The 26,598-nt window shown below is 43.5% G+C and carries 23 protein-coding genes and 1 riboswitch; of the genes, 15 read left to right on the forward strand and 8 right to left on the reverse strand.

Translation table 11 applies throughout. From position 1 onward, the window contains the following. The first annotated feature begins 66 nt into the window (after positions 1–66). From scfB to recJ, 3 genes are all read left to right on the forward strand, one after another. Complete coding sequence (scfB, locus tag H8Z79_RS12085; protein ID WP_015541286.1) at positions 67–1,431, forward strand: thioether cross-link-forming SCIFF peptide maturase; 1,365 nt, start codon at positions 67–69, stop codon at positions 1,429–1,431. A 28-nt stretch (positions 1,432–1,459) separates the two neighbouring features. Continuing rightward, complete coding sequence (locus tag H8Z79_RS12090; RefSeq protein WP_015541287.1) at positions 1,460–3,871, forward strand: protein translocase subunit SecDF; 2,412 nt, start codon at positions 1,460–1,462, stop codon at positions 3,869–3,871. Between the two features lie 103 nt (positions 3,872–3,974). After that, positions 3,975–5,687: a single-stranded-DNA-specific exonuclease RecJ gene (recJ, locus tag H8Z79_RS12095; RefSeq protein ID WP_118040400.1), complete on the forward strand. Its 1,713-nt coding sequence runs from the start codon at positions 3,975–3,977 to the stop codon at positions 5,685–5,687. An 8-nt stretch (positions 5,688–5,695) separates the two neighbouring features. Here the strand turns inward: recJ and H8Z79_RS12100 are convergent, their stop codons facing one another. The 7 genes from H8Z79_RS12100 to H8Z79_RS12130 are packed head-to-tail and all read right to left on the reverse strand — an operon-like array spanning position 5,696 to position 10,567. Further along, complete coding sequence (locus tag H8Z79_RS12100) at positions 5,696–6,760, reverse strand: type IV pilus twitching motility protein PilT (RefSeq protein ID WP_015541289.1); 1,065 nt, start codon at positions 6,758–6,760, stop codon at positions 5,696–5,698. After that, positions 6,757–7,248 carry a hypothetical protein gene (locus tag H8Z79_RS12105; RefSeq protein WP_015541290.1) on the reverse strand — a complete coding sequence of 164 codons (492 nt, stop codon included), beginning with the start codon at positions 7,246–7,248 and terminating at the stop codon, positions 6,757–6,759. The genes H8Z79_RS12100 and H8Z79_RS12105 overlap by 4 nt, the downstream gene beginning before the upstream one ends. Next, positions 7,245–7,703 (reverse strand): hypothetical protein, encoded by a 459-nt coding sequence (locus H8Z79_RS12110; protein ID WP_015541291.1) that lies wholly within the window; start codon positions 7,701–7,703, stop codon positions 7,245–7,247. The genes H8Z79_RS12105 and H8Z79_RS12110 overlap by 4 nt, the downstream gene beginning before the upstream one ends. Before the next feature lie 11 nt (positions 7,704–7,714). Continuing rightward, positions 7,715–8,197 carry a DUF4860 domain-containing protein gene (locus H8Z79_RS12115; RefSeq protein ID WP_118040286.1) on the reverse strand — a complete coding sequence of 161 codons (483 nt, stop codon included), beginning with the start codon at positions 8,195–8,197 and terminating at the stop codon, positions 7,715–7,717. Continuing rightward, complete coding sequence (locus H8Z79_RS12120; RefSeq protein ID WP_015541292.1) at positions 8,194–8,556, reverse strand: hypothetical protein; 363 nt, start codon at positions 8,554–8,556, stop codon at positions 8,194–8,196. Before H8Z79_RS12120 ends, H8Z79_RS12115 begins: the two co-directional genes overlap by 4 nt. Positions 8,557–8,567: 11 nt before the next feature. Next, positions 8,568–9,611: a type II secretion system F family protein gene (locus H8Z79_RS12125; RefSeq protein WP_015541293.1), complete on the reverse strand. Its 1,044-nt coding sequence runs from the start codon at positions 9,609–9,611 to the stop codon at positions 8,568–8,570. A 20-nt stretch (positions 9,612–9,631) separates the two neighbouring features. Next, a complete protein-coding gene (locus tag H8Z79_RS12130; protein WP_015541294.1) occupies positions 9,632–10,567 on the reverse strand; it encodes a transglutaminase-like domain-containing protein in 936 nt (311 codons plus the stop codon). Positions 10,568–10,686: 119 nt separating this feature from the next. Continuing rightward, a riboswitch (cyclic di-GMP riboswitch) is annotated at positions 10,687–10,770 on the forward strand. 147 nt (positions 10,771–10,917) lie between these two features. Here H8Z79_RS12130 and H8Z79_RS12135 point away from each other — a divergent pair. From H8Z79_RS12135 to aspS, 9 genes are all read left to right on the forward strand, one after another. Next, the gene (locus H8Z79_RS12135; protein WP_015541295.1) at positions 10,918–11,283 is read left to right on the forward strand and encodes a hypothetical protein; all 366 of its coding nucleotides are present in this window, start codon (positions 10,918–10,920) and stop codon (positions 11,281–11,283) included. Positions 11,284–11,360: 77 nt separating this feature from the next. Continuing rightward, entirely contained in the window at positions 11,361–11,864 is a 504-nt protein-coding gene (locus H8Z79_RS12140) for an anthrax toxin lethal factor-related metalloendopeptidase (RefSeq protein ID WP_243023237.1), read from the forward strand. Between the two features lie 148 nt (positions 11,865–12,012). After that, entirely contained in the window at positions 12,013–12,537 is a 525-nt protein-coding gene (locus tag H8Z79_RS12145) for an adenine phosphoribosyltransferase (RefSeq protein ID WP_015541296.1), read from the forward strand. Between the two features lie 85 nt (positions 12,538–12,622). Continuing rightward, positions 12,623–14,950: a RelA/SpoT family protein gene (locus tag H8Z79_RS12150; protein WP_118040288.1), complete on the forward strand. Its 2,328-nt coding sequence runs from the start codon at positions 12,623–12,625 to the stop codon at positions 14,948–14,950. Positions 14,951–14,969: 19 nt separating this feature from the next. After that, positions 14,970–15,599: an MBL fold metallo-hydrolase gene (locus H8Z79_RS12155; protein WP_015541298.1), complete on the forward strand. Its 630-nt coding sequence runs from the start codon at positions 14,970–14,972 to the stop codon at positions 15,597–15,599. Further along, positions 15,550–17,130, forward strand: a complete 1,581-nt coding sequence (gene hemZ, locus H8Z79_RS12160) for a coproporphyrinogen dehydrogenase HemZ (RefSeq protein WP_118040404.1) — start codon at positions 15,550–15,552, stop codon at positions 17,128–17,130. Before H8Z79_RS12155 ends, hemZ begins: the two co-directional genes overlap by 50 nt. Before the next feature lie 8 nt (positions 17,131–17,138). Further along, positions 17,139–17,714, forward strand: coding sequence for an HD-GYP domain-containing protein (locus tag H8Z79_RS12165; protein WP_408609896.1), 576 nt, complete (start codon positions 17,139–17,141; stop codon positions 17,712–17,714). Positions 17,715–17,726: 12 nt separating this feature from the next. Further along, positions 17,727–18,977 carry a histidine--tRNA ligase gene (gene hisS / locus H8Z79_RS12170; RefSeq protein ID WP_118040290.1) on the forward strand — a complete coding sequence of 417 codons (1,251 nt, stop codon included), beginning with the start codon at positions 17,727–17,729 and terminating at the stop codon, positions 18,975–18,977. Between the two features lie 16 nt (positions 18,978–18,993). Further along, entirely contained in the window at positions 18,994–20,790 is a 1,797-nt protein-coding gene (gene aspS / locus H8Z79_RS12175) for an aspartate--tRNA ligase (RefSeq protein WP_118040292.1), read from the forward strand. 74 nt (positions 20,791–20,864) lie between these two features. On the opposite strand, the gene H8Z79_RS12180 is transcribed toward aspS, so the two are convergent. Then, positions 20,865–22,019, reverse strand: coding sequence for a hypothetical protein (locus H8Z79_RS12180; RefSeq protein WP_015541302.1), 1,155 nt, complete (start codon positions 22,017–22,019; stop codon positions 20,865–20,867). Positions 22,020–22,284: 265 nt separating this feature from the next. On the opposite strand from H8Z79_RS12180, the gene H8Z79_RS12185 reads away from it, so the two are divergent. From H8Z79_RS12185 to H8Z79_RS12195, 3 genes are read left to right on the forward strand one after another with little or no spacing between them, the layout of a single operon-like run. Further along, positions 22,285–23,808, forward strand: coding sequence for an efflux RND transporter periplasmic adaptor subunit (locus H8Z79_RS12185; protein ID WP_118040294.1), 1,524 nt, complete (start codon positions 22,285–22,287; stop codon positions 23,806–23,808). Then, on the forward strand, positions 23,805–24,482 hold the full coding sequence (locus H8Z79_RS12190) for an ABC transporter ATP-binding protein (RefSeq protein ID WP_015541304.1): 678 nt from the start codon (positions 23,805–23,807) through the stop codon (positions 24,480–24,482). Before H8Z79_RS12185 ends, H8Z79_RS12190 begins: the two co-directional genes overlap by 4 nt. A 4-nt stretch (positions 24,483–24,486) precedes the next feature. Further along, a complete protein-coding gene (locus tag H8Z79_RS12195) occupies positions 24,487–26,595 on the forward strand; it encodes an efflux RND transporter periplasmic adaptor subunit (RefSeq protein WP_118040296.1) in 2,109 nt (702 codons plus the stop codon). Positions 26,596–26,598: the final 3 nt, after the last annotated feature.

Below are 26,598 nucleotides of genomic sequence, written 5' to 3' on the forward strand. Positions count from 1 at the left end.
CAGGAAACTACTTCGTAATGCTCTGATAACGTAAAGAAAAAGATACAGGAAAGGATTTTCAGAAAGATGAGTCTGATACATAGATACCAGAGCAACGGTTACAACATTGTTCTGGATATTAACAGTGGATGCATTCATCTGGTAGATCTTGTGACATATGAAGTACTTCCTTTTATGGAGGAGGGACTGTCAGAGCAGGAGATCGTAGACAGACTGAAGGATCAGTATCCGGAGGCTGATATCCGTACTTCTGTTTCCGAATGTGGGAAGCTGAAAGAGCAGGGTATGCTGTTTACCAGAGATGTATACGAAAATATAATAGAAGAATTTACCGAAAATCGACAGACAGTAGTCAAAGCACTGTGCCTGCACATTGCTCATGACTGTAATCTGGCCTGTCGATACTGTTTTGCCGAGGAAGGCGAATATCATGGAAGAAGAGCGCTGATGTCTTTTGAAGTAGGAAAGAAAGCACTTGATTTCCTGATTGCGAATTCCGGTTCCAGAAAGAATCTGGAAGTCGATTTCTTCGGAGGAGAGCCGCTGATGAACTGGCAGGTTGTCAAGGATCTGGTGGCATACGGAAGAGAGCAGGAGAAGCTGCACAATAAGAAATTCCGTTTTACACTGACAACAAACGGTGTACTTCTCAATGACGAAGTTATGGAATTCTGCAACAAAGAAATGGGAAATGTTGTTCTTAGTGTGGATGGACGTAAAGAGGTTCATGACTATATGAGACCATTCCGTAAAGGTGCAGGAAGCTACGATCTGATCATTCCGAAATTCCGGAAATTTGCAGAATCCAGAAACCAGGACAAGTATTATGTGCGTGGTACCTTTACCCATCACAATCTTGATTTTTCAAAGGATGTTCTGCATCTTGCAGATCTCGGATTCAAGCAGATTTCTGTAGAGCCGGTTGTAGCTGCTGATACAGAGGAGTATGCAATCAGAGAAGAAGACATTCCAAAGATCAAGGAAGAATATGATGCACTGGCAAAAGAAATGATTGCCAGAGAAAAAGCCGGAAAGGGCTTCAATTTCTTCCACTTTATGATTGACCTTACAGGCGGTCCGTGTGTTTACAAACGTCTGTCCGGATGTGGCTCAGGTACCGAGTATCTGGCTGTGACACCGTGGGGTGATTTTTATCCGTGTCATCAGTTTGTTGGCGAAGAACAGTTCCTTATGGGAAATGTAGATAAGGGAATCACCAGACCAGAGATCCGTGATCAGTTTGGTAAATGCAATGTTTACACAAAAGAAGCATGTAAGGACTGTTTCGCAAGATTTTATTGCAGTGGTGGCTGCGCTGCCAATGCATATCATTTCCAGAAAGATATTAATGGCAATTATGGTATCGGATGCGAACTTCAGCGTAAGAGAGTGGAGTGCGCAATCATGATAAAGGCCGCGTTAGCGGAATAAAATAATAAATATAAGAAGGGAAAGAACAATGAAGAAAAACAGAGCAATCGTTGTACTGCTTCTGACCGCCATTATCACAGTCTTTCTGTGTTACACGGCCGGAGTAGGCATCGGACCTACCGGAACCGGTTCTGCGAAGAATATCAAGACCGGTTTGGATCTGTCTGGTGGTGTCAGTATCACTTATCAGGCAAAAGACAGTAACCCGAGTGCTGAAGACATGTCAGATACTGTATATAAGCTCCAGAAGCGTGTGGAACAGTACAGTACTGAAGCGCAGGTGTACAAAGAAGGAAATGACCGTATCGCTGTTGAGATTCCGGGTGTCACAGATGCAGATGCAATCCTGAATGACCTTGGGAAACCTGGTTCTCTGTGTTTTATCACAGCAGAGGATGACGACGGTAATGCAAACTTTACCAGCACAGGAAGCGGTTATGCACTTGCAAGAAGTCTTGACGAGATCCGTGAAGCCGGATCTGTCGTTCTGGAAGGTACAGACGTAAAGGATGCACAGGGTGGTGCGTTCCAGTCTGACAAAAACAGCTCCAGAGAATATGCCGTAAGTCTGACACTTACCGATGAAGGTAAGACAAAATTTGCAGATGCAACAAAGGCAAACGTCGGTAAACAGATTGCAATCGTTTATGATAACCAGATTTTAAGCGCACCGAAGGTAAATGAAGCAATTACAGGTGGACAGGCACAGATTACAGGTATGGCTGATGTAGAAGAAGCACAGAACCTTGCCTCCTATATCCGTATCGGTTCCCTGAGCATCGAGCTTGAAGAACTTCGTTCCAGTGTGGTTGCTGCACAGCTTGGTGAAGAAGCAATTTCCACAAGTGTAATGGCAGGTCTGATTGGTCTGATCATCGTAATTGTCTTTATGATCATTATGTACCGTCTGCCGGGCGTCGTTGCCGGTGTGGCACTGATTCTGTACACGGCAATCGTACTGATCACCTTAAATGCATTTGACATTACACTGACTCTTCCGGGTATCGCAGGTATCATTCTTGGTATTGGTATGGCGGTCGATGCAAACGTTATTATTTATGCTCGTATTCAGGAAGAAATTGCAGCAGGAAATTCTGTAAGAGCTTCTATCAAGTCAGGATTTTCCAAAGCGTTCAGTGCAATCTTCGATGGAAACATTACAACCCTGATCGCATCACTGGTACTGATGTGGCTTGGTTCCGGTACGGTTAAGGGTTTTGCTTATACACTGGCACTTGGTATTGTTGTTTCCATGTTTACAGCTCTGGTTGTTTCCAGATTTGTAATGAATGCACTTTATGCAGTTGGCTTCCATGATGAAAAATTCTACGGCCGTGCAAAACAGCGTAAAATATTCAACATCGTTGGTAAACGCAAAGTATTCTTTATTATTTCTATCGTTCTGATTCTGAGTGGTCCGGTTGCAATGCTTATTCATCATAATGTAGATGGAACAGCATTAAACTATGCGCTTGATTTCTCCGGTGGTACAGCAACAACTGTAACATTCAACGAAGATATGGATATCAAGCAGATCGATTCAGAAGTAACTCCTGTTGTAGAGGAAGTTACCGGAGATAAGAACGTACAGCCTACAAAGGTTGTCGGAACAAATCAGGTAGTGATCAAAACACGTACTCTTTCTCAGGAAGAACGTGAAAAACTGGATCAGGCACTGGTTGACAAGTTCGACGTAGATGAATCTCTGATCGCTACGGAGAGTATTTCTTCCACAGTAAGTTCTGAAATGAGAAGAGATGCAGTTGTTGCTGTAATTGTGGCTACACTTTGTATGCTTGTTTATATCTGGTTCCGTTTCAAGGATATCCGTTTTGCAAGCAGTGCAGTACTTGCATTACTGCATGACGTTCTGGTTGTATTTGCATTCTATGGAATCTCCAGAATTTCCGTAGGTAATACTTTCATTGCCTGCATGCTTACGATTGTAGGTTATTCTATCAATGCGACAATCGTCATCTTCGACCGTATCCGTGAGAATATGAAGGGCAGCAGAGTCAAACTTGATGAGATTGTTAATGAAAGTATCACACAGACACTTACAAGAAGTATGTACACTTCCTTTACCACATTTGTTATGGTAGCAGTTCTGTACATCCTGGGTGTATCTTCCATCCGTGAATTTGCAGCACCTCTTATGGTGGGCGTTATCTGCGGTGCATATTCTTCTGTCTGCATCACAGGTGCTTTGTGGCTGGTAATGAAACGTTATTACAGAAAACCGGTTCCACAGGCTGCAGTTGCAGCAAAGACAGCTGCTTCTTCTGCGAAACAGAATAACTCTGGTAAACAGAACAGCCAGCCGGCCAAAAAGGATCCGACACAGCCAAAGAAGAAAAATCGTAAAAGAGTAGCGGAAAGACTTGCAGCTCAGGAAGCAGCAGCGAAAGAAAATGCTTCCGGCGAAGAAAAGTCCGAATAATGAAATAAAAGAGATCAGGTTCCCGGGACAGGTATTTGCCCCGGGACTTGTTCTATCTGGAGAAAAGAAATGTGCATACTCCAAAGTGTGCAGAGGAGAACATATGGAAAAATGGATGGTATATGCCAAAAAGGCGGATTTTCAGGAGATCGGCAGGAAATTCGGAATCGATCCGGTGATTGCCCGGCTGATTCGAAACCGTGATGTAGACGGAGAAGAGGCAATACAGTCGTATCTTCATGGAACACTTGAAGAACTTCCATCACCATGGCTTATGAAAGATATGGATAAAGCTGTGGAAATTCTGAGGACAAAAATTGCCGGAAACAAAAAAATCCGTATCATTGGTGATTACGATATTGACGGCGTGACGGCGACCTGTATTCTACTGAAAGGTCTGAAACGACTGGGGGCACAGGCTGATACATGTATTCCTGACAGGATCAAAGACGGATATGGACTTCATGAGCAGTTGATCGATCAGGCGTCGGAAGATGGAATTGATACGATCGTGACCTGTGATAATGGTATTGCGGCAGCTGGTGAGATCGCAGATGCCAGATGCAGAGGGATGACTGTGGTTCTTACGGATCATCATGACGTTCCATTCCGGGATAGTGAAAACGGACGTGAATGGATCATACCATGTGCGGATGCAGTGATCAACCCGAAGCAGCAGGATTGCTCATACCCTAATAAAAATATTTGCGGCGCGGTCGTAGCATGGAAACTGATCTGGGCACTGTACGAAAAGGCTGGCATTGACAAGTCCGAGATATTGGACTTTACAGAATTGGCAGCAATTGCAACAGTTGGTGATGTGATGGATTTGCAGGGAGAAAACAGGATCATTGTAAAGCATGGCCTGAGGCGGTTATCTGAAACGACCAGACCGGGCCTGCAGGCATTGATTTGTGTAAATAATCTGAAAGGAGCAGAGATTACAGCCTATCATGTGGGATTTGTGCTCGGACCATGTATCAATGCCAGTGGACGTCTTGATACGGCGACAAGAGCACTGGCGCTTTTGTGTACAGAAGACGGGCAGGAAGCAGCTAAGCTTGCCGGTGATCTTTATAATCTGAATCAGAGCAGGAAGGCAATGACGGAACAGGGAAAAGAACAGGCGATAAATGAGATTGAGACGGAAGGCATAAATAAAAATAGAGTACTTGTTGTTTATCTTCCGGAATGTCACGAAAGTCTGGCGGGGATCATTGCCGGACGTATCCGGGAACTGTACCATAAACCGGTCTTTGTGCTGACAAAATCAGAGAATGGTGTTAAGGGAAGCGGACGTTCAATAGAAGCGTATTCAATGTACGAGGAACTTGTTAAATGCCGGGATCTTCTGATCCAGTTTGGCGGACATCCAATGGCGGCTGGGCTTTCAATGGCGGAAGAAAACGTTGAACGATTCAGGAAGAAACTTAATGAAAACTGTACATTGAGTGAGAATGATCTGATGCCAAAAGTTATGATTGATGTGCCGATGCCGATTTCTTACCTGACAGAAACGCTTACCGAAGAACTCAAAGTTCTGGAACCGTTTGGAAAGGGAAATACAAAACCGTTATTTGCTCAGAGAAATCTGCATGTTTCAAAATTAAGGATCTTTGGGAAAAACAGAAATGTTGCCAAAATGACATTGACAGATTCAGATGGTGTCTGGAAAGATGCGGTATTCTTTGGTGAAGCAGATGAATTTGCAGAATTTGTTTCAATGCATGATACCATATCTGTAACGTACTACCCTGAAATCAATGAATATCAGGGCAGAAGAACGTTACAGGTTGTGATCAGAAATTATTGTTGATATATATATTATACAAGTTTGTGGCGGATCATATCAGGATTCAGTGCATATTTGATTGCGGTATCCTTATGGATCCGCCCTTGTTTATACAGCTCTACAAGACTGTAATCCATGGAACGCATCTGGTCTTGGGAGGAGGAAGCAATGACACCTTCAATCTGATGCAGTTTATTGTCACGGATCATATTTCGAATCGCAGGTGTAAGGCGCATAACTTCAAACACAGGAATAACCTTTCCGTTTACATCAGGAATCAGCTGCTGGGAAATGACTGCCTGCAGAACCATGGAAAGCTGTACGATAATCTGATGCTGCTGCGCCGGTTCAAAAACATCTATGATACGGCTGATGGAGTTTGCGGCACCGAGCGTATGCAGACTGGAAAGCACAAGATGACCGGTCTCGGCAGCGGTCATTGCCGTCTGGATCGTTTCATGATCCCTCATTTCACCCAGTAAAATAACATCCGGACTCTGACGCAGAGTGGCGCGAAGAGATGTCAGATAGTTTTCTGTATCTGTGCAGATCTCACGCTGACTGACAATACAGCGGTCGTGTCGATGCAGATATTCGAGCGGATCTTCCAGAGTGATGATATGCCCCTCTCTGGAATGATTAATTCGGTCGATCAGGCAAGCCATAGTTGTTGATTTTCCACTTCCGGCAGAACCAGTTACAAGAACCATACCTTTTGTATAATCAGCAGTCTGCATAACATCATCCGGGATAGAGAGTTCTGACGGATCCGGTAAGCGGAATGCAATCACACGTATAACAGCGGCCAGTGAACCGCGCTGTTTATAGGCGTTGATCCTGAATCTGGAAAGACCGGGGATGGAAAAAGAAAAATCATCATCCCCGGTATTCAGAAGGTGATTGATGTCGCGGTTATTTGCCATCTGATAAATGCATTCGAGAATCTGTTTTGTATCATCCGGCATTAAACGTTCTCCATAATCGGTAAGATGACCGTCCGCTTTAATGGACAGTGGACGACCGGCAATAATAAAGATATCAGACGCATGCTGGTTTGCAGCAGTTGTAAGAAAATCCAGTGTTTGTTCGTTTGTCATGATTGAGCTCCTTTGTATACAGGCTGATGGATGTCAGGTGTCCATGATGCTGTATTGTCTGTTTTCCATTGTAATATTTCAATAAAAGGTTCTGTGTCCGAAGATGGGTACAGGACTTTTAATTTTACAGATAACTCCTGTGTATCAGATAACGCTTCCGAGAATGAAATAACATTCGCAGAAGAATCGTATGCGAGACCGTCAATTTCATCAGGAATCTGGCCGGCAAGTGAGAAGTAGGCATCTGAATCAGAAACCTGACTGTAATCAGAAGCAAGCTGCTTTTGAATTGCTGTGACTGTTCCTGTGGCTTTTCCGCATGTCTTGTAATAAAGGTTGGTTTGTTGGATGGCAAAATTGGCGGCCTGCAGTTCGTCCCGTGATTTCCCGAGTGTAAGAAGAGACAGTACCGCGAGACAAAGTACAGAAAAAATAAGAAATAGCGACGGAATACCGGTTGCTGCAAAAAATGTTCGGTCATGTTTCATGATTCTTCCTCCTTAAGGGCTGACTGGATGGAGGGAAAACGAAATTCCGTGGAATGAAGCAGGGCATGATCTGCATCCATCCGGTAGAAGGAAAGCGTTCCTGCCTTTTTACAAAGGGAAGGGGACAGTTCAAGAAGCATTCGATAGGAAGCATTCTGTTTATCGCAGATGTTCCAGTTGCGGTCATAGTACCAGTTTACGGAAGAACTGTCTGAGATACCTCCGGGAAGATATTTGACAAAACTGTCTGCATTTCCATCACTTCCCTCCATAATTTCACTGACAGAAACAGTGTGTGCCTGTATCTGTCTGTTTTCAACCGCGTGTACATGGTTTTTCTCGGCGGCTGCGAAAATACGGATGCATGCAGCACTGGAAAGTGAAAGAAAAAGGAGGACAAAAATCATTTCCATCAAAAAAAGACTGTTTTTGGAATGTGACTGTATTTGTTTCATGTTACCTCCTTTTAAGCTGCACAGCTGTGCAGATAGAATTCAGATGTGTCTCCGGCGGTACTTTGAAGAAAAATATGATAAAAGCCATTAGCGTTTTCTTCTATCTGAAAGTCTGACAGAGATGCGATCGCGGTACCGGCATTTGCCTGTGCAGAAGATCCGTCTGCGGTAAAAAGCTCTTTCAGGCGGCCGTCATCCAGATAAAGGTATGTGATGTAGTCCTGATTATTTATGGTATCACGAAAACATAAAGCTGGAATATCATTTAATTCATCCGTAAAAATTCCATCCTGAACATCGTGCTGCCGGAATTTTGTGGCGATATAGGAGGAAACGGTGCCAAGATCTGTTTCGGAATCTGCCTTTTTGATGGATTGCTGATAAATCTGTGCGGAGAACAACAGCATGATCAGAAGGAACAGTACGAAGAGGCCGAATAGCAACAGCGAAAAAAGACCGGATATCGGATGAGAAGTCGGTGCTGTTTTTTTCATGATGAAGTATTCCTCCTTTCAGAATTTGTTCCTGTAAGTGGGATAACACTGATAGAAGGAAGAAGGTTGGATCCGTTGGGAACATATTCAATCACAAATCTGGAAGAGTCATAGGTGATGTGATAATCATTCAGAAGTTCGTCCAGACTTTCCGGATACTGTCCTTTCAGTGCGTAAGTACGGATCGCACCACTTTCCAGCGTCTGCAGCAATGCACTCTGTTCTTTCTGGATCGTTGCATCGGAAGTGCGCTCAATTGCAATGAAAAAAATGAGACCGATGCAGATCAGCAGAAACAACGGAAAAAGAAGCAGGACATTTTTAAAAAATTTTTCTTTACGGCTTTCAAAAAGCTTCATAACAGAACACCTCACATTGCGATATCTGCAAGTACACCAAGAAGCGGCATCATAACGGAAAGCAGGACCAGACCTACCAGAACCGAGAGAATAATGACGATAGTCGGTTCAATAACAGAAATCACACGTGTGATCAGGGCAGAAGCATTGTCCTGATAGCGGCTGGAAAGGTCTGCGAAAGCATCATCCGCGGTCCCGGACTGGAATGCAACTACGATCAGGCGGATTTCCATGCCGCCAAAAAGTCCGGATTCTTTCAGAGCGTCGGAAAATGCATAGCCGGTATTCAGAAGGTCGGCAGCTTTTTGGAGACGTTCCAGAACAAGTGGGTGAGAAATCATCTGCGCAGCAAGCGCAAGACTGGTTTCCGGAGAAAGTCCGCTTTTCTGGCCGAGCGCCAGTCCCTGTGCCATACGGCTGTAGTCGAGTGCAACCGGAATGTCACGAAGTACCGGAAGATGCAGGACAATTTTTGCAAGCGTCTGCTGGCCTTTTTTATTAAGACAAAGAAACAGGATGCATCCGATCAGAAGCACAGCCAGAATCAGAAAAAAGGCAGAATAACGAGTGATGACATTTCCGGCATTCAGAAGCCGACTGGAAAATCCGTTCATTTCCATTCCCATCTGCTGGAAAACCTGACGGAAGATCGGAAGTACCTTGACAAGAAGAACAACGATTACGATTCCCATCATACCAAGCATAAGAAGTGGGTAGGTGACTGCACTTCTGATCTGTTCGGATGTTTCCTGTTCCTGTTCGTAATGTTCAGAAAGACTGTCCAGAATTTCGTCAAGACACCCGGTTTGCTCGCCGGTTTTTATGTAAGCAGCCATAGAATCAGAAAAAAATCCCGAATCTGTGACAGCCTGAGATAAAGACCCTGTTTTTTCCATGGAAGACAGTAAATTGGAAAGAACTTCACGGTCTGTGTCGGTCGTACTTTCTTCCAGAAGAATATGGAGACTTTCAAGCGGCCCCATTCCGGAATGAATCAGTACTCCAAGCTGTTGACAGAAATTGCAGAGTTCCTGTGCGGTAAGTTTATGTTTCATAAAAAGGTCTCCTTTTGCCATTATCGCGTGAACTGTACAGTATAGTTATCTGCATTGCCGATGTAATCCTGAATTGCCTCACTGTCATCGGAGTCTGCGCTGGAATCGAAGGTCGGATCCATAAGGCTCCAGCTGTCACCATTGAATGATACAGCATTTGTTACCCAGCCTTTGGAACGGATGTAGACATCGATCCAGGCATGTTTAATATCTCCGGTATATCCAATCTGAAGTTTGCATGGGATATCACAGCTTCGAAGCATGGCAGTAGTCAGTGCGGCATAATCAAAGCAGATGCCGGTTTTGGTAGAAAGCGTTTCGTCTACATCCGGCAGATAACCGGTTTCTACCGTCTCGGCTTTGTCATAATCGTAAGAGAGATTATTAACTACATAATTATAAATCTGCTTCAGCGCATCTATATCGCTGGTATCTTCTGAAACCATAGACAGTGCGAGTTTGCTTGCCTCGCTGTCCGGCGAAAAGTTTACATATTGATTTGGATAAAGAAACGGAAGAAATTCATTTTCCAGTTCTACCGTCAGTGTTTCGCTGTACAGCGCTGCATACTGGTCTCCCTGAATCTGCTGGTATCCGACAACCGTGTAGTCTCCGTCTCCTTCTGTAAACGGAATGACAGCATTTTCCCCGGGTTCTATAAAATAGGAATAAAGAACTCCGGTAGGAGCTGTGATCTGAAGACTGGTAACAAGATCAGCAGAATCAGACTGTGCTGCGAAATAGCCCTGTGTGATATTTGAAACATCCAGTGTCAGAGGGGAAGATCCAAGCGTATCACTGCCGGGAGCTTCTGGGACAAGGACGCGCAGCGGAGAGTAGACAGGTGGCTCTGACGAAGAACTTTTGCTGCTGGAACCACATTCGGATAAAATGCTGCAAAATATGCAGGAAATCAACAATATGGCAAAGGAACGGGCAAAAACTGATTTTTTCATAAAAAAGCCGCTCCTTTTTGAATTTTTTAATTACGGTTTTGTGAACAGTATACCAGAAAATGTAAAAAAAAGAATGCAATCAGAAAAAATATTGACATTATTTGGGGAAATCGGTTTAATAAATTCAAAGGCAAACCTGTCGAAAGGCAGGGACGCAAAGCCATGGGTCTAAGGTCGTGAGATTATGACAGCCGGTTGCCGCATTAAATTCTGATTTAGTGACGTATTCTATATGGTAGAACTGGATTGGTTTATGCGGCCGTTTAATATTTATTATTAAGCGGTCTTTTTGCATGCTAAAACGGGAAAAGCCGCATCGAATATGTCGATATCTGAGAGGTGTGATAATCATGAAAAAGAAAAGCATTAAAGAGTTCTTCAGACAGAAGAAAGTTGCAGCAGGATGCGTTGCAGCAGCTGTAATCATTGCAGCAGGTAGTTTTGGTATCAGCTGGCAGTCACAGGATGCAGTAGTATTTCCATCCTATACAGATCCGGTACTTGAGACATCACTGACAGGTGATGATACTCCACTGGCATCGAAGCCAAAGGTTACCACAAAGAGAAAGACAAGTACCAAGACAACGAGTAAAAAGGTAAGAATGCGAACCGCGTCAAGGAAATCTTATACTAAGAGACTTCCAACGAAGCAGAAATCAAGCACAAAAACAAAAAACAGAACAAGTCTACAACAGTTAAAACTCAGACGGTTGTAAAGACCGCTACAACTGAGAAGTATACAAGAAGATCCAAACAGAAGGTTGTTACGCAGAAAGTTACAACGACAACGACAGTGGCTGCAAGTACACAAGCTGCAACTGGGACAGCTTCGACATCCAGTGCGTCTAAGTATACTGTTACCAACATTGCATCTGTAGCACCGAAAATGGACAACAGAGTTCTGAATGCATTCACAAAGCTGGGATTTACTGTTAAAGTTGATCCAAGTGTAAGTTATTCCGGACATTTTGATGCACGTACACGTACGATCACTATGAAACAGATGGATGATACCATTTATCACGAACTGGGACATTTCCTTGCATTCATGGCAGGAAACATGGACACGGGAAGTAAATTTTCATCTGTCTACAGCAGTGAGAAAGGTATGGTTACCGGTTATAATAAAGCATATGTGACACGGAATGCTTCAGAGTATTTTGCAGAATCTGTCAAAGATTATATGCTCAATCCGGGAAGCCTGAAAGCTCAGCGTCCGAATACATACAAAGCAATCGAGAAAGCACTTTCTATGGTTACTGAACAGCAGATCGAGCTGTATAAAGGCTTTTATTAATACAGACAATAGTGTACATACAATTTTATAACGAAGAGATTGAGGCTGCCTGTCTGACGGGCAGCCTTAGTTTTTGCATTGATTCTACTATAAAAAAGTGATATACTTATAACCTAGATTTACAGAAAACAGGCGGAGGCACGCAATTATGAAAAAATTAGAAGAGTATGTAAGAAGTATCCCGGATTTTCCTGAACCGGGAATCATTTTCAGAGATATTACCACTGTTCTGCAGGATGCGGATGGTCTGCATCTTGCAATTCAGTCTATGCAGGACTGTCTGAAAGATACAGAGGTAGATGTGATCGCAGGTACAGAGTCCAGAGGCTTTATCTTTGGTGTGCCGATTGCTTATAACCTTCATAAACCATTTGTACCAATTCGTAAGAAAGGTAAACTGCCATGCGAGACAGTTTCACAGGAATATGATCTGGAATATGGTACAGCAACGATCGAGATGCATAAAGACTCTATCAAACCAGGACAGAAAGTCGCTATTGTAGATGACCTGATTGCTACAGGCGGGACCGTAGAAGCCGCAATCAAACTGGTCGAGGAGCTTGGCGGAGAAGTTGTCAAAGTAGTATTTCTTATGGAACTTGCCGGATTAAAAGGCAGAGAAAAACTTGCCGGATACGATGTAGCTTCTGTTATCAAATACGAAGGTAAATAAGTACAAGTATTCCAAACTGGACCGGCAGCGATAAGCTGCATGAATGAAAGAATCAGATGAAACAACGGCAGGCAGGTGGGAGAGAATGACAGAGAAGAAAGAGAATGTACAGCGCGATAAAAATATTGACCCGAAAGAGCGGGAAAAGCTGGAATCTGTAAGGAAAGCAGATGCCGCAGTAAAGACCATGCAGGATTTTACGAGCCCTGAAGTTTTGTATCAGGAGCTGATCACCAGTGTCCGGAAATATCATCCTTCTACAGATATTACCATGATACAGAAGGCATATGAAGTCGCAAGTGATGCACACAAAGATCAGAAAAGAAAATCCGGGGAACCATATATCATTCACCCGCTTTGCGTGGCAATCATTCTTGCAGATCTGGAGCTGGATAAGGAAACAATCGTTGCAGGTCTTCTTCATGATGCAGTGGAAGATACATGGATGACCACGGAAGAAGTTGAGAAGGAATTCAGTGCAGAGGTTGCACTGCTGGTTGATGGTGTCACAAAACTGGGACAGTTGAGCTATTCAGCAGACAAAGTTGAACTGCAGGCAGAAAACCTTCGTAAAATGTTCCTTGCGATGGCAAAGGATATCCGTGTTATTCTGATCAAGCTTGCAGACAGACTTCACAACATGCGTACCCTGCAGTATATGAGACCGGAAAAACAGCAGGAAAAAGCACGCGAGACGATGGATATTTATGCGCCGATTGCGATGCGCCTCGGTATTTCCAAGATCAAAGTCGAACTGGATGATCTCTCCCTGAAATATCTGAAACCGGATGTATACTATGATCTTGTAAATAAAGTGGCTCTGCGAAAGAGTGAACGTCAGGAATTTGTAAATAATATTGTCAAACAGGTCAAGCAGCATATGGACGAAGCTGCGATCAAAGCACAGGTTGACGGACGTATCAAACATTTCTTCAGCATCTATAAAAAGATGGTCAATCAGGACAAGACGATCGATCAGATCTATGATCTGTTTGCGGTTCGTATCCTTGTTGATACAGTCAAGGACTGTTATGCAGCACTTGGTGTGATTCATGAGATGTATAAACCGATTCCGGGACGTTTCAAGGACTATATTGCCATGCCGAAGCCAAACATGTACCAGTCTCTGCATACTACACTGATCGGGCCGAACGGACAGCCGTTCGAGATCCAGATCCGTACCTTCGAGATGCACAAAACAGCAGAGTATGGTATTGCAGCGCACTGGAAGTATAAGGAATCTTCTGATGGTAAAGTGCCGGTTGACAAACGAGAGGAAGAAAAGCTGAACTGGCTGCGGCAGATTCTGGAATGGCAGCGGGATATGTCAGATAACAGAGAGTTCATGAGCCTGTTGAAAAATGACCTTGATCTGTTTGCAGACAGCGTATATTGTTTTACTCCACAGGGAGATGTCAAGAACCTTCCGAATGGTTCTACACCGATTGATTTTGCCTATAGTGTACACAGCGCAGTCGGTAACCGTATGGTAGGAGCCCGTGTCAATGGCAAGCTGGTACCGATTGAATACCAGATCAAAAACGGAGACCGTATCGAGATCATTACTTCTCAGAATTCTCAGGGACCGAGCCGTGACTGGCTGAAGCTTGTTAAGAGCACACAGGCAAAGAACAAAATCAACCAGTGGTTTAAGAAAGAATTAAAGGAAGATAACATACTGAAAGGTAAGGAGATGCTTACCCAGTATGCCAAATCAAAGGGATATAAGATCGGGATTTATACGAAACCACAGTTTTTGGAATCTGTTATGCGCAAATATGGTTTCCGTGACTGGGATTCCGTACTTGCTGCAATCGGACATGGTGGGCTGAAAGAAGGTCAGGTTTTTAACAAGCTGATCGAAGCTTATGATAAAGAAAATCAGAAGAATCTGACAGATGAGCAGGTTCTGGAAGCAACCGGCGAGACACAGGAGAAACTTCATGTCACCAAGAATAAGGGTGGTATTGTTGTAAAAGGTATCCATGATGTGGCAGTTCGATTTTCAAAATGCTGCAGTCCGATTCCGGGAGACGAGATCGTTGGTTTTGTGACGAGAGGACGTGGAATCACCATTCACCGAACAGACTGTGTCAATGTTCTGAATATGTCGGAAATGGATCGGGCGCGTCTGATCGAGGCGGAGTGGCAGCCGGCAGAAAATAAATCCGAGAAGTATATGGCAGAGATTCAGGTATATGCAAATAACCGTACCGGACTTCTGGTAGATCTCTCCAAGATTTTTACTGAGAGAAAGATAGATATGAGAACCATTAACAGCCGTACCAGTAAACAGGAAAAAGCAACGATCTCCATCAGTTTTGAGATTGCAAGTAAGGAAGAACTTTCTTCTCTGATTGCAAAGATCCGACAGGTTGAGAGTGTACTGGATGTAGAACGTACGACAGGCTGATCATCAGAAAGGAAAGCATATGAGCAGACTGGATTTACAGAAATGCATTGTCGGCAGTGTATTTACAAACTGTTATTTTCTTAAAAATAAAGAAACAGGAGAAATGCTGATTATTGATCCGGGTGATAACGCAGAAAAAATCGAACAGAAGATTCTTGAAATGCAGGGAAATCCTGTAGCAATTCTTCTGACACACGGACATTTTGACCATATTCTGGCAGCAGAAGCTATTCGCGACAGATATCAGATTCCGATTTATGCCAGTCAGAAAGAAGAAAAAACACTTCAGGATCCTAAGATCAATCTGACGGCATATCATATGAACAGTTATACCTTAAAGGCCGATGTATATCTTACGGACCTGCAGGTAGCCAGGCTGGCAGGATTTTCTGTACAGATGATTGAGACACCGGGCCATACAGTAGGAAGCTGCTGCTATTATCTGAAAGACGAGGGAGTACTCTTCAGCGGTGACACTGTTTTTTGCGGCTCAGTGGGCAGAACAGATTTTCCGGAAGGAAGTACAGCAGCAATTGTAGAAAGTCTGCACAGGCTTCTTGATGCACTTCCGGATGACACAGAGGTATATCCGGGGCATGATGCATCCACCACAATCGGTTACGAAAAGAGGTATAATCCATTTGTTTAAGATTGGTATTCTGTTTGAGGACAGGGAATTTGAGCATGATATATATGAACTGATACGGGCATTTTATCCGGGAAGTGAGATACATTCTTTTTATGAAAAAGAGGAAGAGACCTGTGATCTTTTTTTTAAGATCACAAAGCAGGCGGATTCCTGTGTGATTTCCTATGAAAATGCGGAAACCAAAGGTGTGGCAAGTGCAGAATTTATAAAGGGGCAGTCTTCGGATGCCCTTGTTTCTTGTACAGATGCAGAGAATCAGAACGCTGCTGTACAGAAAGAACGGGCACATGCAGTACGTAAAGAACGTAAAGATACTGTCAAGATTGCTTTATATAAACTTCTTGTAAAACTGACGGGCAAAACTCTTCCGTGGGGAAATCTTACCGGCATCCGTCCGGCGAAACTTGCCATGGGATTGATCGAGTCCGGAATGAAAAATACAGAAGCTGCGCAGGAGATGAGAGAACGTTACATGGTAAGCCCACAGAAGACTGCGCTGGCGATCACCATTGCGAACAGAGAAAGAGAGATTCTTAAGGATATAGACTATGAGAACGGTTACAGCCTGTATGTGGGAATTCCGTTCTGTCCAAGCATCTGCCTTTATTGTTCTTTCAGTTCCTATCCATTGAAACAGTGGAAGGACAGAGTGTATTTGTATCTGGATGCTCTCTGCAAAGAGATACGTGCGGTCGCGCAGATCATGCATGAAAAAGGCAAAAAGCTGGATACGGTTTACATTGGCGGAGGTACACCTACTACACTGGAACCGGATCAGCTGAAAATCCTGCTGGATGAAATTACAGCGAATTTTGATTGTGAGCATCTTGCAGAATTTACGATAGAGGCCGGAAGACCGGACAGTATTACACGCGAAAAACTGCAGATGATCCGCAACTATCCGATTACGAGAATTTCTGTCAATCCGCAGACCATGAATCAGGAAACACTGGATATTATCGGACGACGCCATACGGTGGAAGAGACGAAACAGGCCTTTGCTCTTGCGCGAGAGTGTGGGTTTGATAATATCAACATGGATCTGATCGTGGGACTCCCGGGAGAGGATCGTGAGATGGTGGAGCATACTTTGGGTGAAGTAAGGGTTCTTGCACCGGACAGCGTTACTGTTCATTCTCTTGCAGTGAAGCGTGCGGCGCGCCTCAATATTTTTAAGGACAGATATCAGGAGATGACTTTTGAAAATAATCAGGAGATCATGGATATGACCATGAGAACTGCTTATGAGATGGGTATGGGGCCTTATTATCTGTACCGACAGAAGAATATGAAGGGGAATTTTGAGAATGTTGGCTATGCAAAGGTTGACAAAGCCGGGATTTACAATATACTAATTATGGAGGAAAAGCAACCGATCATCGCATTGGGTGCAGGTGGCTCTTCCAAACTTGTCTTTGATCATGGGAAACGTATCGAACGAGTGGAAAATGTCAAAGACGTTACGAATTATATCGAACGTATTGATGAAATGATCGAACGAAAGCGTAAAGGAATCAATACATGGCTGTAAATCAGGAGGTGTATACGTTGGAGACAGCACAGAGTGAGACAGTTAAGTCAACGGACCGGATTCTGGATTTTGATCTGTCTGCGGAACTGAATCATGGAGTCGTTGTAAGTAATCTGGCGTATGCAGTAGCTGTTGAGATGGGGCTGGATGAAGAATTCTGTTACCAGATGGCAATCGCAGGTATGCTTCATGATATCGGTAAGCTGAAACTTACCGGCTATATCAATGGTCAGGAAAGAGACCCGCTTCTGATCGAGGAACTGAAGTATGTGAGGATGCATTCGTCGCTGGGATATGAAGAACTGAAAGATCAGGGGTATTCGGATATTGTACTTCAAAGTATTCTTTATCATCATGAAAATTATGATGGCAGTGGTTATCCATCAAATCTTTCTGAGAACAGTATTCCGCTTGGTGCACGCATCTTAAGAGTTTGTGATGTGTATGCGGCGCTCAGTTCGGACAGACCATATCGCAAAGCGTTTGATGTAAGTACAGTGATAGAACTGATGATTGACGAAATCAAGAATTTTGACATGGAAGTATTTCTTGCATTTCAGAGAGTGGTACATAATAATGAATAACAGGAGGACAGCATGGCATTAAAGAAAAAACCGGTTACCGGTATGAAAGACATTTTACCTAAGGAGATGGAGATCCGTAATTATGTAATGAACATGATCCGTGAAACATACGGAAAGTTCGGATTCTCTGCAATCGAGACTCCATGTGTGGAGCACATTGAAAACCTCAGCAGCAAACAGGGTGGAGAAAATGAAAAACTGATCTTCAAAATCCTGAAACGTGGTGAGAAACTGAAACTGGATACTGCAGAATGTGAAGCAGATCTGGTAGATTCCGGCCTTCGCTATGATCTGACTGTGCCGCTTTCCAGATATTATTCCAACAATTCCGGACAGCTTCCGGCACCGTTTAAGGCACTTCAGATGGGCAATGTATGGAGAGCAGACCGTCCGCAGAGAGGACGTTTCCGTCAGTTCATGCAGTGCGATATCGATATCCTTGGTGAGCCGACATATCTTGCTGAAATCGAGCTTGTTATGGCAACAACTACCCTGCTTGGTAAACTGGATTTCCATAATTTTACGATCCGTATCAACGACAGAAAGATTCTGAAGGCAATGGCTCAGTACAGTGGCTTCCCGGAAGAAAGCTTTGATACGGTATTCATCATTCTGGATAAGATGGACAAGATCGGTCTGGAAGGTGTTGCCGAAGAACTTGAAAAAGAAGGCTTTAAGAAAGATAGTATTGACACTTACCTTGGTATGTTTAAAGAAATTACTTCTGACATCGAAGGTGTACGCTACTGCAGAGAAAAATTAAAAGATGTTCTGGATCCGAAGGTTGCAGAAGACCTTGAAACAATCATTACAGCAGTTGATTCTGTTAAGAATGCAGATTTCAGGATCTCTTTTGACCCGACACTGGTTCGCGGAATGTCTTATTATACAGGACCGATTTTTGAAATTGCGATGGATGAATTCGGTGGTTCCGTAGGCGGTGGCGGACGTTATGATGAGATGATCGGTAAATTTACAGGACAGAATACTTCTGCTTGTGGATTTTCTATCGGATTCGAAAGAATCGTTATGCTTCTTCTTGAAAGAGGATATGAGATTCCTGAGAATGGAGCAAAGAAAGCATACCTGATTGAGAAGAATATGCCGGCAGACAAGCTTCTTCCTATCCTGAAACAGGCAGAAGAAGAGCGCAAAAACGGTGTTCAGGTTAATATTTCTATTATGAAGAAAAATAAAAAATTCCAGAAAGAACAGATGACAGCCGAAGGTTATACAGAATTTGTGGAATTTTTCAACAGATAAAAAAGGAGACAGAATCATGGCTGAAAGTATGAAAGGACTGCACAGAACATGCCGATGTGCAGAAGTGACAAAGGAAATGGTCGGCAGCAAAGTGACCCTGATGGGTTGGGTACAGAAAGCCCGTAACAAAGGCGGAATCGTTTTTGTTGACCTTCGTGACCGTTCCGGTATCATGCAGTTGATTTTTGAAAATGGTAATATTGATGAAGCAGGTTTTGAAAAAGCAGGAAAGCTTCGCAGCGAATTTGTAATTGCTGTAACCGGAACCGTTGAGAATCGTGGTGGTGCAGTTAACGAAAATCTTGCAACAGGTGCAATTGAACTTCGTGCAGAATCTTTACGTATTCTGGCAGAATCAGATGTTCCGCCGTTCCCGATCGAGGAGAACAGCAAGACAAAAGACGAGATTCGTCTGAAATATCGTTATCTGGATCTTCGAAGACCGGATTTACAGAGAAATATCATGCTGAAGAGCAAAGTTGCCCAGCTGACACGTAAATTCTTCACAGAAGAAGGATTTCTTGAAATCGAAACACCGATGCTTGGTAAGAGTACACCGGAAGGTGCGAGAGATTATCTTGTTCCGTCCAGAATCCATCCGGGTTCATTTTACGGACTTCCGCAGTCCCCTCAGCTCTACAAACAGCTCCTGATGTGCTCCGGTTACGACCGTTACATCCAGATTGCACGCTGTTTTCGTGATGAGGATCTCCGTGCAGACCGTCAGCCGGAATTTACGCAGATCGACATGGAGCTTTCTTTCGTAGATGTAGATGATGTTATTGATGTAAATGAGAGATTTCTTGCATATCTGTTCAAAGAAGTTTTGGATGTAGATGTAAAACTTCCGATTCAGAGAATTACATGGCAGGAAGCTATGGATCGCTTTGGTTCCGACAAACCGGATATGCGTTTCGGTATGGAACTACATGATGTAAGCGAAGTTGTCAAAGACTGTGGCTTTGGTGTATTTAAGAGTGCACTGGAAAATGGCGGAAGCGTTCGTGGTATCAACGCAGAAGGCCAGGGAGGAATGCCTCGTAAAAAAATTGACAAGCTGGTTGAATTTGCAAAAGGCTATGGTGCAAAAGGTCTTGCTTACATTGCAATCGCAGAAGACGGAACACGTAAATCTTCTTTTGCAAAATTCATGACAGATGAAGAAATGGATGCACTTGTTCAGGCAATGGAAGGTAAGTCGGGAGACCTGCTTCTTTTTGCAGCGGATAAGAACAAGGTCATTTATGATGTATTGGGAGCTCTCCGTGTAGAACTTGCAAAACAGATGGATCTTCTTGATAAGAATGAATATCGTTTTGTATGGGTAACAGAATTCCCACTTCTTGAGTGGAATGAGGAAGAAAACCGCTACACAGCGATGCATCATCCGTTTACAATGCTGATGGATGAGGATATCCCGCTGATCGAAAGCGGAGATCTCGGAAAGATCCGTGCAAAAGCATATGATATTGTACTGAATGGTAATGAGATCGGCGGAGGAAGTGTCAGAATCCATCAGAACGACATTCAGGAAAAGATGTTTGAGATGTTAGGTTTCACGAGGGAAGCTGCTTACGAACAGTTTGGATTCCTTCTGAACGCATTCAAATACGGAGTTCCGCCTCACGCAGGACTGGCTTATGGCCTTGACCGTCTTGTTATGCTGATGGCAAAAGTTGACAGTATCCGTGATGTGATTGCCTTCCCGAAGGTAAAAGACGCATCCTGTCTGATGACAGAGTCACCAAGCAGAGTCAGCGAGCAGCAGCTTGAAGAACTTGGCCTTGAAGTAGAACCGGAAACAGAAGAATAAAAGAGTAAATAAAACGGCTGTCCCAAATTACGGGGCAGCCGTTTTGTGCTGAGATGATATAAAGCCGAATGAAATTATTCGTTTTCAGAAGAATCTGTATCCTGTGCATCTTCACTTACCGGGGAACTGCTCAGAGTTCCGAATATGGCATTTCCGATGGTTGTATTACTGTCATCGAGTTTCCATGAAACTCCATCATTGGTCAGATGAAAGTATGCAGATGAAGTAATAGTCGCAGTGTTATTTTCGATATCTTTGAGAAGCATCTCAAGAGATTTCTGATAGCGTTTTTCTGATCCGTCTATTACAGCGTCAGCGGAGCTTAAGTACGTATCCTGTTCCTGGCTGAAAGTGTTCAGGATCGCAGTGCTGTCGAAAGTTGTGATTGTTGTGCTGATCGTTGCTGTATATCCCTGAGTATCGCAATCGGTAATTTTGAAATCAAAATTCTGGTGTACCTGTTCTACAAGTGCGGAAGCAATGGAATTTTTGTCGGAATCGGAAGTATTAAGCAGGCTTTCAATACCGAGATAGTCCCCCATCTGTCGGGTATCCATGGATTTCAGAGTGTTCAGATAAACTGTTAATGTTTCTTCGGGTGAGAGAATGTCGTTATCAGACAGATAACTTATAAGACCGCCGACAAGATCATTTTCGAGAGAATGTGATCTTTGAATTTCCCATTCATCATGATCCGAACCATTGTGCTGGAGAGTCATGGTACAGTCTCGTGTCACCGTTTCGTATTTGTTTTCCTTAAGCAGGCTGTCTAAGATCAGATAACGTTCTTCGAGAGAATCCGTTGTCTCTTCTGTTGACTGTGTATCAGAGGCGGCTGCTTTGAGAATGGCTGCTTCAAGAGATGCTTCTGCATAATCCTTTGCAAGTGTTTTGGCATCCAGTGTGGAAAGCCTGAGGGAAACGCTGGCTTCTTTTATATCATTGTCGACATCGATATCCAGGATTTTGTAATCGAAATCCTGAAAAAAGAGTGAAAAAACTTCTTTTACTTCATTTGATAATTGAATTTCCTCTGTTGTATCAGGAAAAAGCTCTTTGTAGGATACGTATTTCTGGGTTGTATCAGAATCCAGATTTTTCAGCAGATCCAGTTCATTGGTGATTACTGCCTCTACATCTGTTTTATCTACGTGGGAACAGCCGGTCAGAAGTGTGACGGACATAAGGATAAACAGAAGAAAAGGCAACAGACCTTTTGTGATCTTCATAGGTATCTTTCCTTTCAAAAATAGTCTTTTATATTTTATCAGATAAATGCATAAAAGTCAAAAAAAGGTAAATTTACGTCGGATTTCGAAGTAATTCGTGAACAAAATGTGAAACAACAGCGGATTTTTCTCAGCTCTTTTCTTTTATTTCAGAATCTGCTATGATAATTAAGTTGAAAAATGCCTTTTACAGGGTTAGAAAAGAAAATTGCTATGATATAGGAATTAAAAGTACCTTTTACGAAGTTAGGAGGAACACAGGTTTATGAAAAAACGTATATTGATCCTTCTTGGGATATTGATAATTGGCGGCGGAGCAGCAGGAGTATGCTGGAAGACGGGAATCATTGGAAACCATCAGCAGACCAGCGGTGAAGCAGTCTATGTAACGAAGATCAGTGATCTGACGGATCAGGCATCCGGAGTATCCAACCGTTATGCGGGCGTTGTTGAACCGCAGGAGACCGTATCGGTTGAACTGGAAAGCGGCAGGACGGTTAAGGAAGTTAAGGTCAAGACAGGTGATCAGGTCAAAAAAGGACAGCTTCTTTTTGAATATGATCTGAGCAGTATTCAGGAAAGTCTGGAGGAAACGCAGCTTGATCTGGACAGACTCAAAAATGAAGCAAGCAGTCTGACAGAACAGATTGCAACTCTGGAAAAAGAAAAGAAGCAGGCAACGCAGGACAATCAGCTTTCTTATACAATTGAGATCGAGACAAACAAAATGAATCTCAAAAAGAATGAATACAGCCAAAAAAGTAAACAGGCAGAGATTGACAAGCTGCAGAGTGCAACGGGGAATACGGAGGTACGAAGCAGTATTGACGGTGTGATTCAGAAGATTGATACTTCAAAGCTGGCTTCGGATGATAATAGTAGTGTGGATGATAGTGGAGACGATTCAGATTCTCCCTCCGGAGACAGCAGCAGTGGGAATGCGTTCATTACAATCCTGAGCACGGGCGCATATCGTATCAAGGGCACTGTCAATGAAATGAATGTCCAGAATATCATTGAAGGAAATCCGGTCATTATCCGTTCCCGTGTGGACAGCAGTCAGATCTGGAAAGGAACTATGGGGACAATTGACCGCGAAAGTGCAACCAGCAGCAACAGTAGCAGTTCCGGCTATGGTATGACTGACAGCAGCGGAGATTCACAGACAACTACCAGTACATATCCGTTTTATGTAAATCTGGATTCTTCTGATGGGCTGATGCTTGGGCAGCATGTCTACATAGAAATGGATGAAGGACAGGATACGCAGAAAGTTGGGGTCTGGATCAGTGAAGCATATATTGTCGATGCGGATACAGACAGTCCGTATGTCTGGGCCACAGATAAGAACGATAAGCTTGAAAAACGAAATGTGATTCTCGGTCAATATGATGAAGAACTGGGCGAATATGAGATTGCAGACGGACTTACCAAAGATGACAGCATTGCATTCCCTTCGGATGTCCTTGAAGAGGGTATGTCTACAACGACAAATATTGATGAAGCAATGGATACCGGTACCGTAGATATGCAGCCGGTGGATGAACTTGGGGCTGATAATCTTGAAAGTGAAGATGCAGATGTCATTGATGATTCTTCTGATTCTGAAGATGACTGGAATGCGGATGACTGGAGCATTGATGATGAAGATGAGTCAGACGGTGACAGCACAGTGATTGATGACCCGGATGCGATGGGAGATCTGATTTCAGATGATACCTCCGATGATGAAAGTATGATGGATGAAAATCTCGTATCGGATCAGGAGGATACGGAGGATTCAGAATGATTCTTGAATTAAAAGGCATATATAAAAACTATCAGCAGGGCAAAATGAGCGTGCCGGTACTCAAAGATGTCAATTTCTCCATGGAAGAGGGTGAATATGTGGCAATCATGGGTCCTTCAGGTTCAGGAAAAACAACGTTGATGAACATCATTGGTTGTCTGGATAAACCGACAGAAGGAAGTTTTTCACTTGATGGACAGGATATTCTGACCTGTTCCGAGAATGATATGTCAGATCTGAGATTAAATAAGATCGGATTTGTATTTCAGAGTTTTCATCTGCTCCCGAGACAGTCGGCACTGGCAAATGTAGAATTACCATTGAACTACGCAAAAGTAGCCAAAAAAGAACGAAGAGAACGTGCATTAAAAGCGCTGGAACGTGTCGGCCTGGCAGATCGAGTCGATTTTCTGCCAAATCAGCTTTCCGGTGGTCAGATGCAGAGAGTGGCGATTGCCAGGGCAATCGTGAATAATCCGAAGCTTTTACTTGCGGATGAACCGACCGGTGCTCTTGACAGTAAATCAGGTGCACAGGTTATGGAGCTTTTCCAAAGTCTGAATGATGAGGGGGTAACGGTACTGATGATCACCCATGATGCGGATATCGCAGCACATGCAAAGCGTGTGGTAACGATACGTGATGGTGAGCTGAAGGAAAAAGAGGTGAAGTAATAGAATGAAAAAAAGAATTATTATAGGCATTCTGATTGCAGCTCTCGTTGCTGGTGGTTCAGCAGGAGGCGCAACCTATTATAAAAAGTCTCATCAAAAAACAGTTTCTGTTGTAAGCGTGGACAATCTGGCAGGACAGTATTATATGGATGACACGAATCTTGACGGAAATATCGTGACAAGTGCTATTCAGAATATTACCGTAGATAAAGATATGATCATCCAGGAAGTTTATGTATCAAAGGGTGATGAGGTAAAAAAAGATGATAAACTGATTTCCTTCGATATGACTCTGGTTCAGATGGAACTGAATATTGCAAAACTGAAACAACAGAAGCAGGAACAGGAACTGAATAAGGCAACCAATCGACTGAACAGTCTGAAAAATGGTGGCGCAATCGAAGAAAGTGATGCAGATACTTCAGATACTTCTTCAGATTCTGATACAGATACAGACAGCGGTATGGATGGAAGTGACAGTTCTGATGATGGAGATGAAACAGCTTCCGTATCCGGTAATGTCAACGGAGTATATCTGGCAGCTGCTATGAATCCAATTCTGGCAGCGGCTGTAAATACAGGAGATATTTCTGAGGTAGCTGTTTATCAGGAAGAAGATTTCGCAGAAAGTGACGTTGCAAAGGATGACGACGCTGATACGCAGACTGGTGATTCCGGCAGTACTGCGGAGGGTGACGGAGCAGATACAAATGCCGGAGGAGACTCTGGTGCCGGAAATAATACCGGCGACAATACCGGGAGCAACAGCAATACAGGTGGTAACAATGGAAATACAGGCGGAAACAGTTTCGGTGACGGTAATAATGGCGATCAGATAGATATTATAGATGGCGATGATTCCGGTAACTCCGGTGACAATGCGGATGATGATTTCGGTGACAGCTCGGATGAGCAGATCGATATCGTGGATACCGACGAAGATGTGAACCAGGATACTTCGGGTCTGACCGATGGTAATCCGATGTTTTATCAGGTACTTGATGGTGATTCAAAACCGCTTAGCGGAAAAGGGACCAAAAAACATCCATATGTATTCCTTTGCAGTTCGGCCAAAGGTTATGTTGTTGCGCAGGGTTCTTTCTTAAATAAAATGGCAGCTTTTGATGCGAACGGCAACAAAGAAGATGGTAAGAAAGGATACTGGTATCAGCTGGAATTTCATCAGAATGATACAGTAGAAGATCTTGCTGACCGTAAGAAATCCTGCACCGGATATTATCTGGTTGACGGCAGTCTTCTTGAAAAAATGGTTCCGGACTATTCTGAAGTGGAGTTTACACTGGCAGATGCATCTCAATATGATAATAATTCGGATGATGATAACGGAGATGATGACGGAGACCAGGGGGATGGTGGTAATGCCTCTATCTCGCGTGAGGATGCAATCAAGATACAGCAGAATAAAGTAGAAAGCCTGAAACTGGACATACGTGAGAGTAAGCTTAATATCGAAAAACTTGAGAAAAAAGTCAAAAAAGAAGTCATTTACAGTAAACTGGATGGAACAGTTGCAAAAGTCGGTGATCCTGCTACGACAGCATCAGATGGCAGTAATTTTATGACGATAAAGAGCAAAGAGGGATTTTATGTAAAGGGTACGGTCAGCGAACTGATGCTGGATCAGATCAAAGAGGGAACAATTTTGAACTGTTCCGGACAGAACGGTGACTTCGAGGCGGAAGTGGTTGATGTTTCGGAATATCCGGTTTCCGGAGACAATTATTCCGGAAATGGGAATCCAAATGTTTCTTATTATTCCTATACAGCAACTATTCCGGATAAATCAGTGAAAGTGTCCGATGACGATTACTGGCTTACGATTACGCTTCAAAGTGATACGCAGAGTAAGGGAATCGTCCTGGATCGAGCATTTGTACGTTCCGAAAACGGAAGCAGTTATGTTTATAAGGATGACAACGGTGTGCTCAAAAAACAGAAGCTGAGCGTTGGCGGAAATGTAAACGGAGGCTACAGTGTGCTGGTTACGGGCGGAATCACACGTGATGACAAGATTGCATTCCCTTATGGAGATACAGTCAAAGAAGGTGCCAAAACACAGGAAGTTTCCGTAGATGAGCTTTATGGTTATTAGGAG

Origin of the sequence: Blautia intestinalis, from assembly GCF_014297355.1 — a bacterium.
GTDB lineage: Bacteria > Bacillota > Clostridia > Lachnospirales > Lachnospiraceae > Blautia_A > Blautia_A intestinalis.

Coding starts and splice junctions, on each gene's coding strand:
- scfB (WP_015541286.1), top strand. CDS start 67: ATGAGTCTGATACATAGATACCAGAGCAACGGTTACAACATTGTTCTG.
- H8Z79_RS12090 (WP_015541287.1), top strand. CDS start 1,460: ATGAAGAAAAACAGAGCAATCGTTGTACTGCTTCTGACCGCCATTATC.
- recJ (WP_118040400.1), top strand. CDS start 3,975: ATGGAAAAATGGATGGTATATGCCAAAAAGGCGGATTTTCAGGAGATC.
- H8Z79_RS12100 (WP_015541289.1), bottom strand. CDS start 6,760: ATGACAAACGAACAAACACTGGATTTTCTTACAACTGCTGCAAACCAG.
- H8Z79_RS12105 (WP_015541290.1), bottom strand. CDS start 7,248: ATGAAACATGACCGAACATTTTTTGCAGCAACCGGTATTCCGTCGCTA.
- H8Z79_RS12110 (WP_015541291.1), bottom strand. CDS start 7,703: ATGAAACAAATACAGTCACATTCCAAAAACAGTCTTTTTTTGATGGAA.
- H8Z79_RS12115 (WP_118040286.1), bottom strand. CDS start 8,197: ATGAAAAAAACAGCACCGACTTCTCATCCGATATCCGGTCTTTTTTCG.
- H8Z79_RS12120 (WP_015541292.1), bottom strand. CDS start 8,556: ATGAAGCTTTTTGAAAGCCGTAAAGAAAAATTTTTTAAAAATGTCCTG.
- H8Z79_RS12125 (WP_015541293.1), bottom strand. CDS start 9,611: ATGAAACATAAACTTACCGCACAGGAACTCTGCAATTTCTGTCAACAG.
- H8Z79_RS12130 (WP_015541294.1), bottom strand. CDS start 10,567: ATGAAAAAATCAGTTTTTGCCCGTTCCTTTGCCATATTGTTGATTTCC.
- H8Z79_RS12135 (WP_015541295.1), top strand. CDS start 10,918: ATGAAAAAGAAAAGCATTAAAGAGTTCTTCAGACAGAAGAAAGTTGCA.
- H8Z79_RS12145 (WP_015541296.1), top strand. CDS start 12,013: ATGAAAAAATTAGAAGAGTATGTAAGAAGTATCCCGGATTTTCCTGAA.
- H8Z79_RS12150 (WP_118040288.1), top strand. CDS start 12,623: ATGACAGAGAAGAAAGAGAATGTACAGCGCGATAAAAATATTGACCCG.
- H8Z79_RS12155 (WP_015541298.1), top strand. CDS start 14,970: ATGAGCAGACTGGATTTACAGAAATGCATTGTCGGCAGTGTATTTACA.
- hemZ (WP_118040404.1), top strand. CDS start 15,550: ATGCATCCACCACAATCGGTTACGAAAAGAGGTATAATCCATTTGTTT.
- hisS (WP_118040290.1), top strand. CDS start 17,727: ATGGCATTAAAGAAAAAACCGGTTACCGGTATGAAAGACATTTTACCT.
- aspS (WP_118040292.1), top strand. CDS start 18,994: ATGGCTGAAAGTATGAAAGGACTGCACAGAACATGCCGATGTGCAGAA.
- H8Z79_RS12180 (WP_015541302.1), bottom strand. CDS start 22,019: ATGAAGATCACAAAAGGTCTGTTGCCTTTTCTTCTGTTTATCCTTATG.
- H8Z79_RS12185 (WP_118040294.1), top strand. CDS start 22,285: ATGAAAAAACGTATATTGATCCTTCTTGGGATATTGATAATTGGCGGC.
- H8Z79_RS12190 (WP_015541304.1), top strand. CDS start 23,805: ATGATTCTTGAATTAAAAGGCATATATAAAAACTATCAGCAGGGCAAA.
- H8Z79_RS12195 (WP_118040296.1), top strand. CDS start 24,487: ATGAAAAAAAGAATTATTATAGGCATTCTGATTGCAGCTCTCGTTGCT.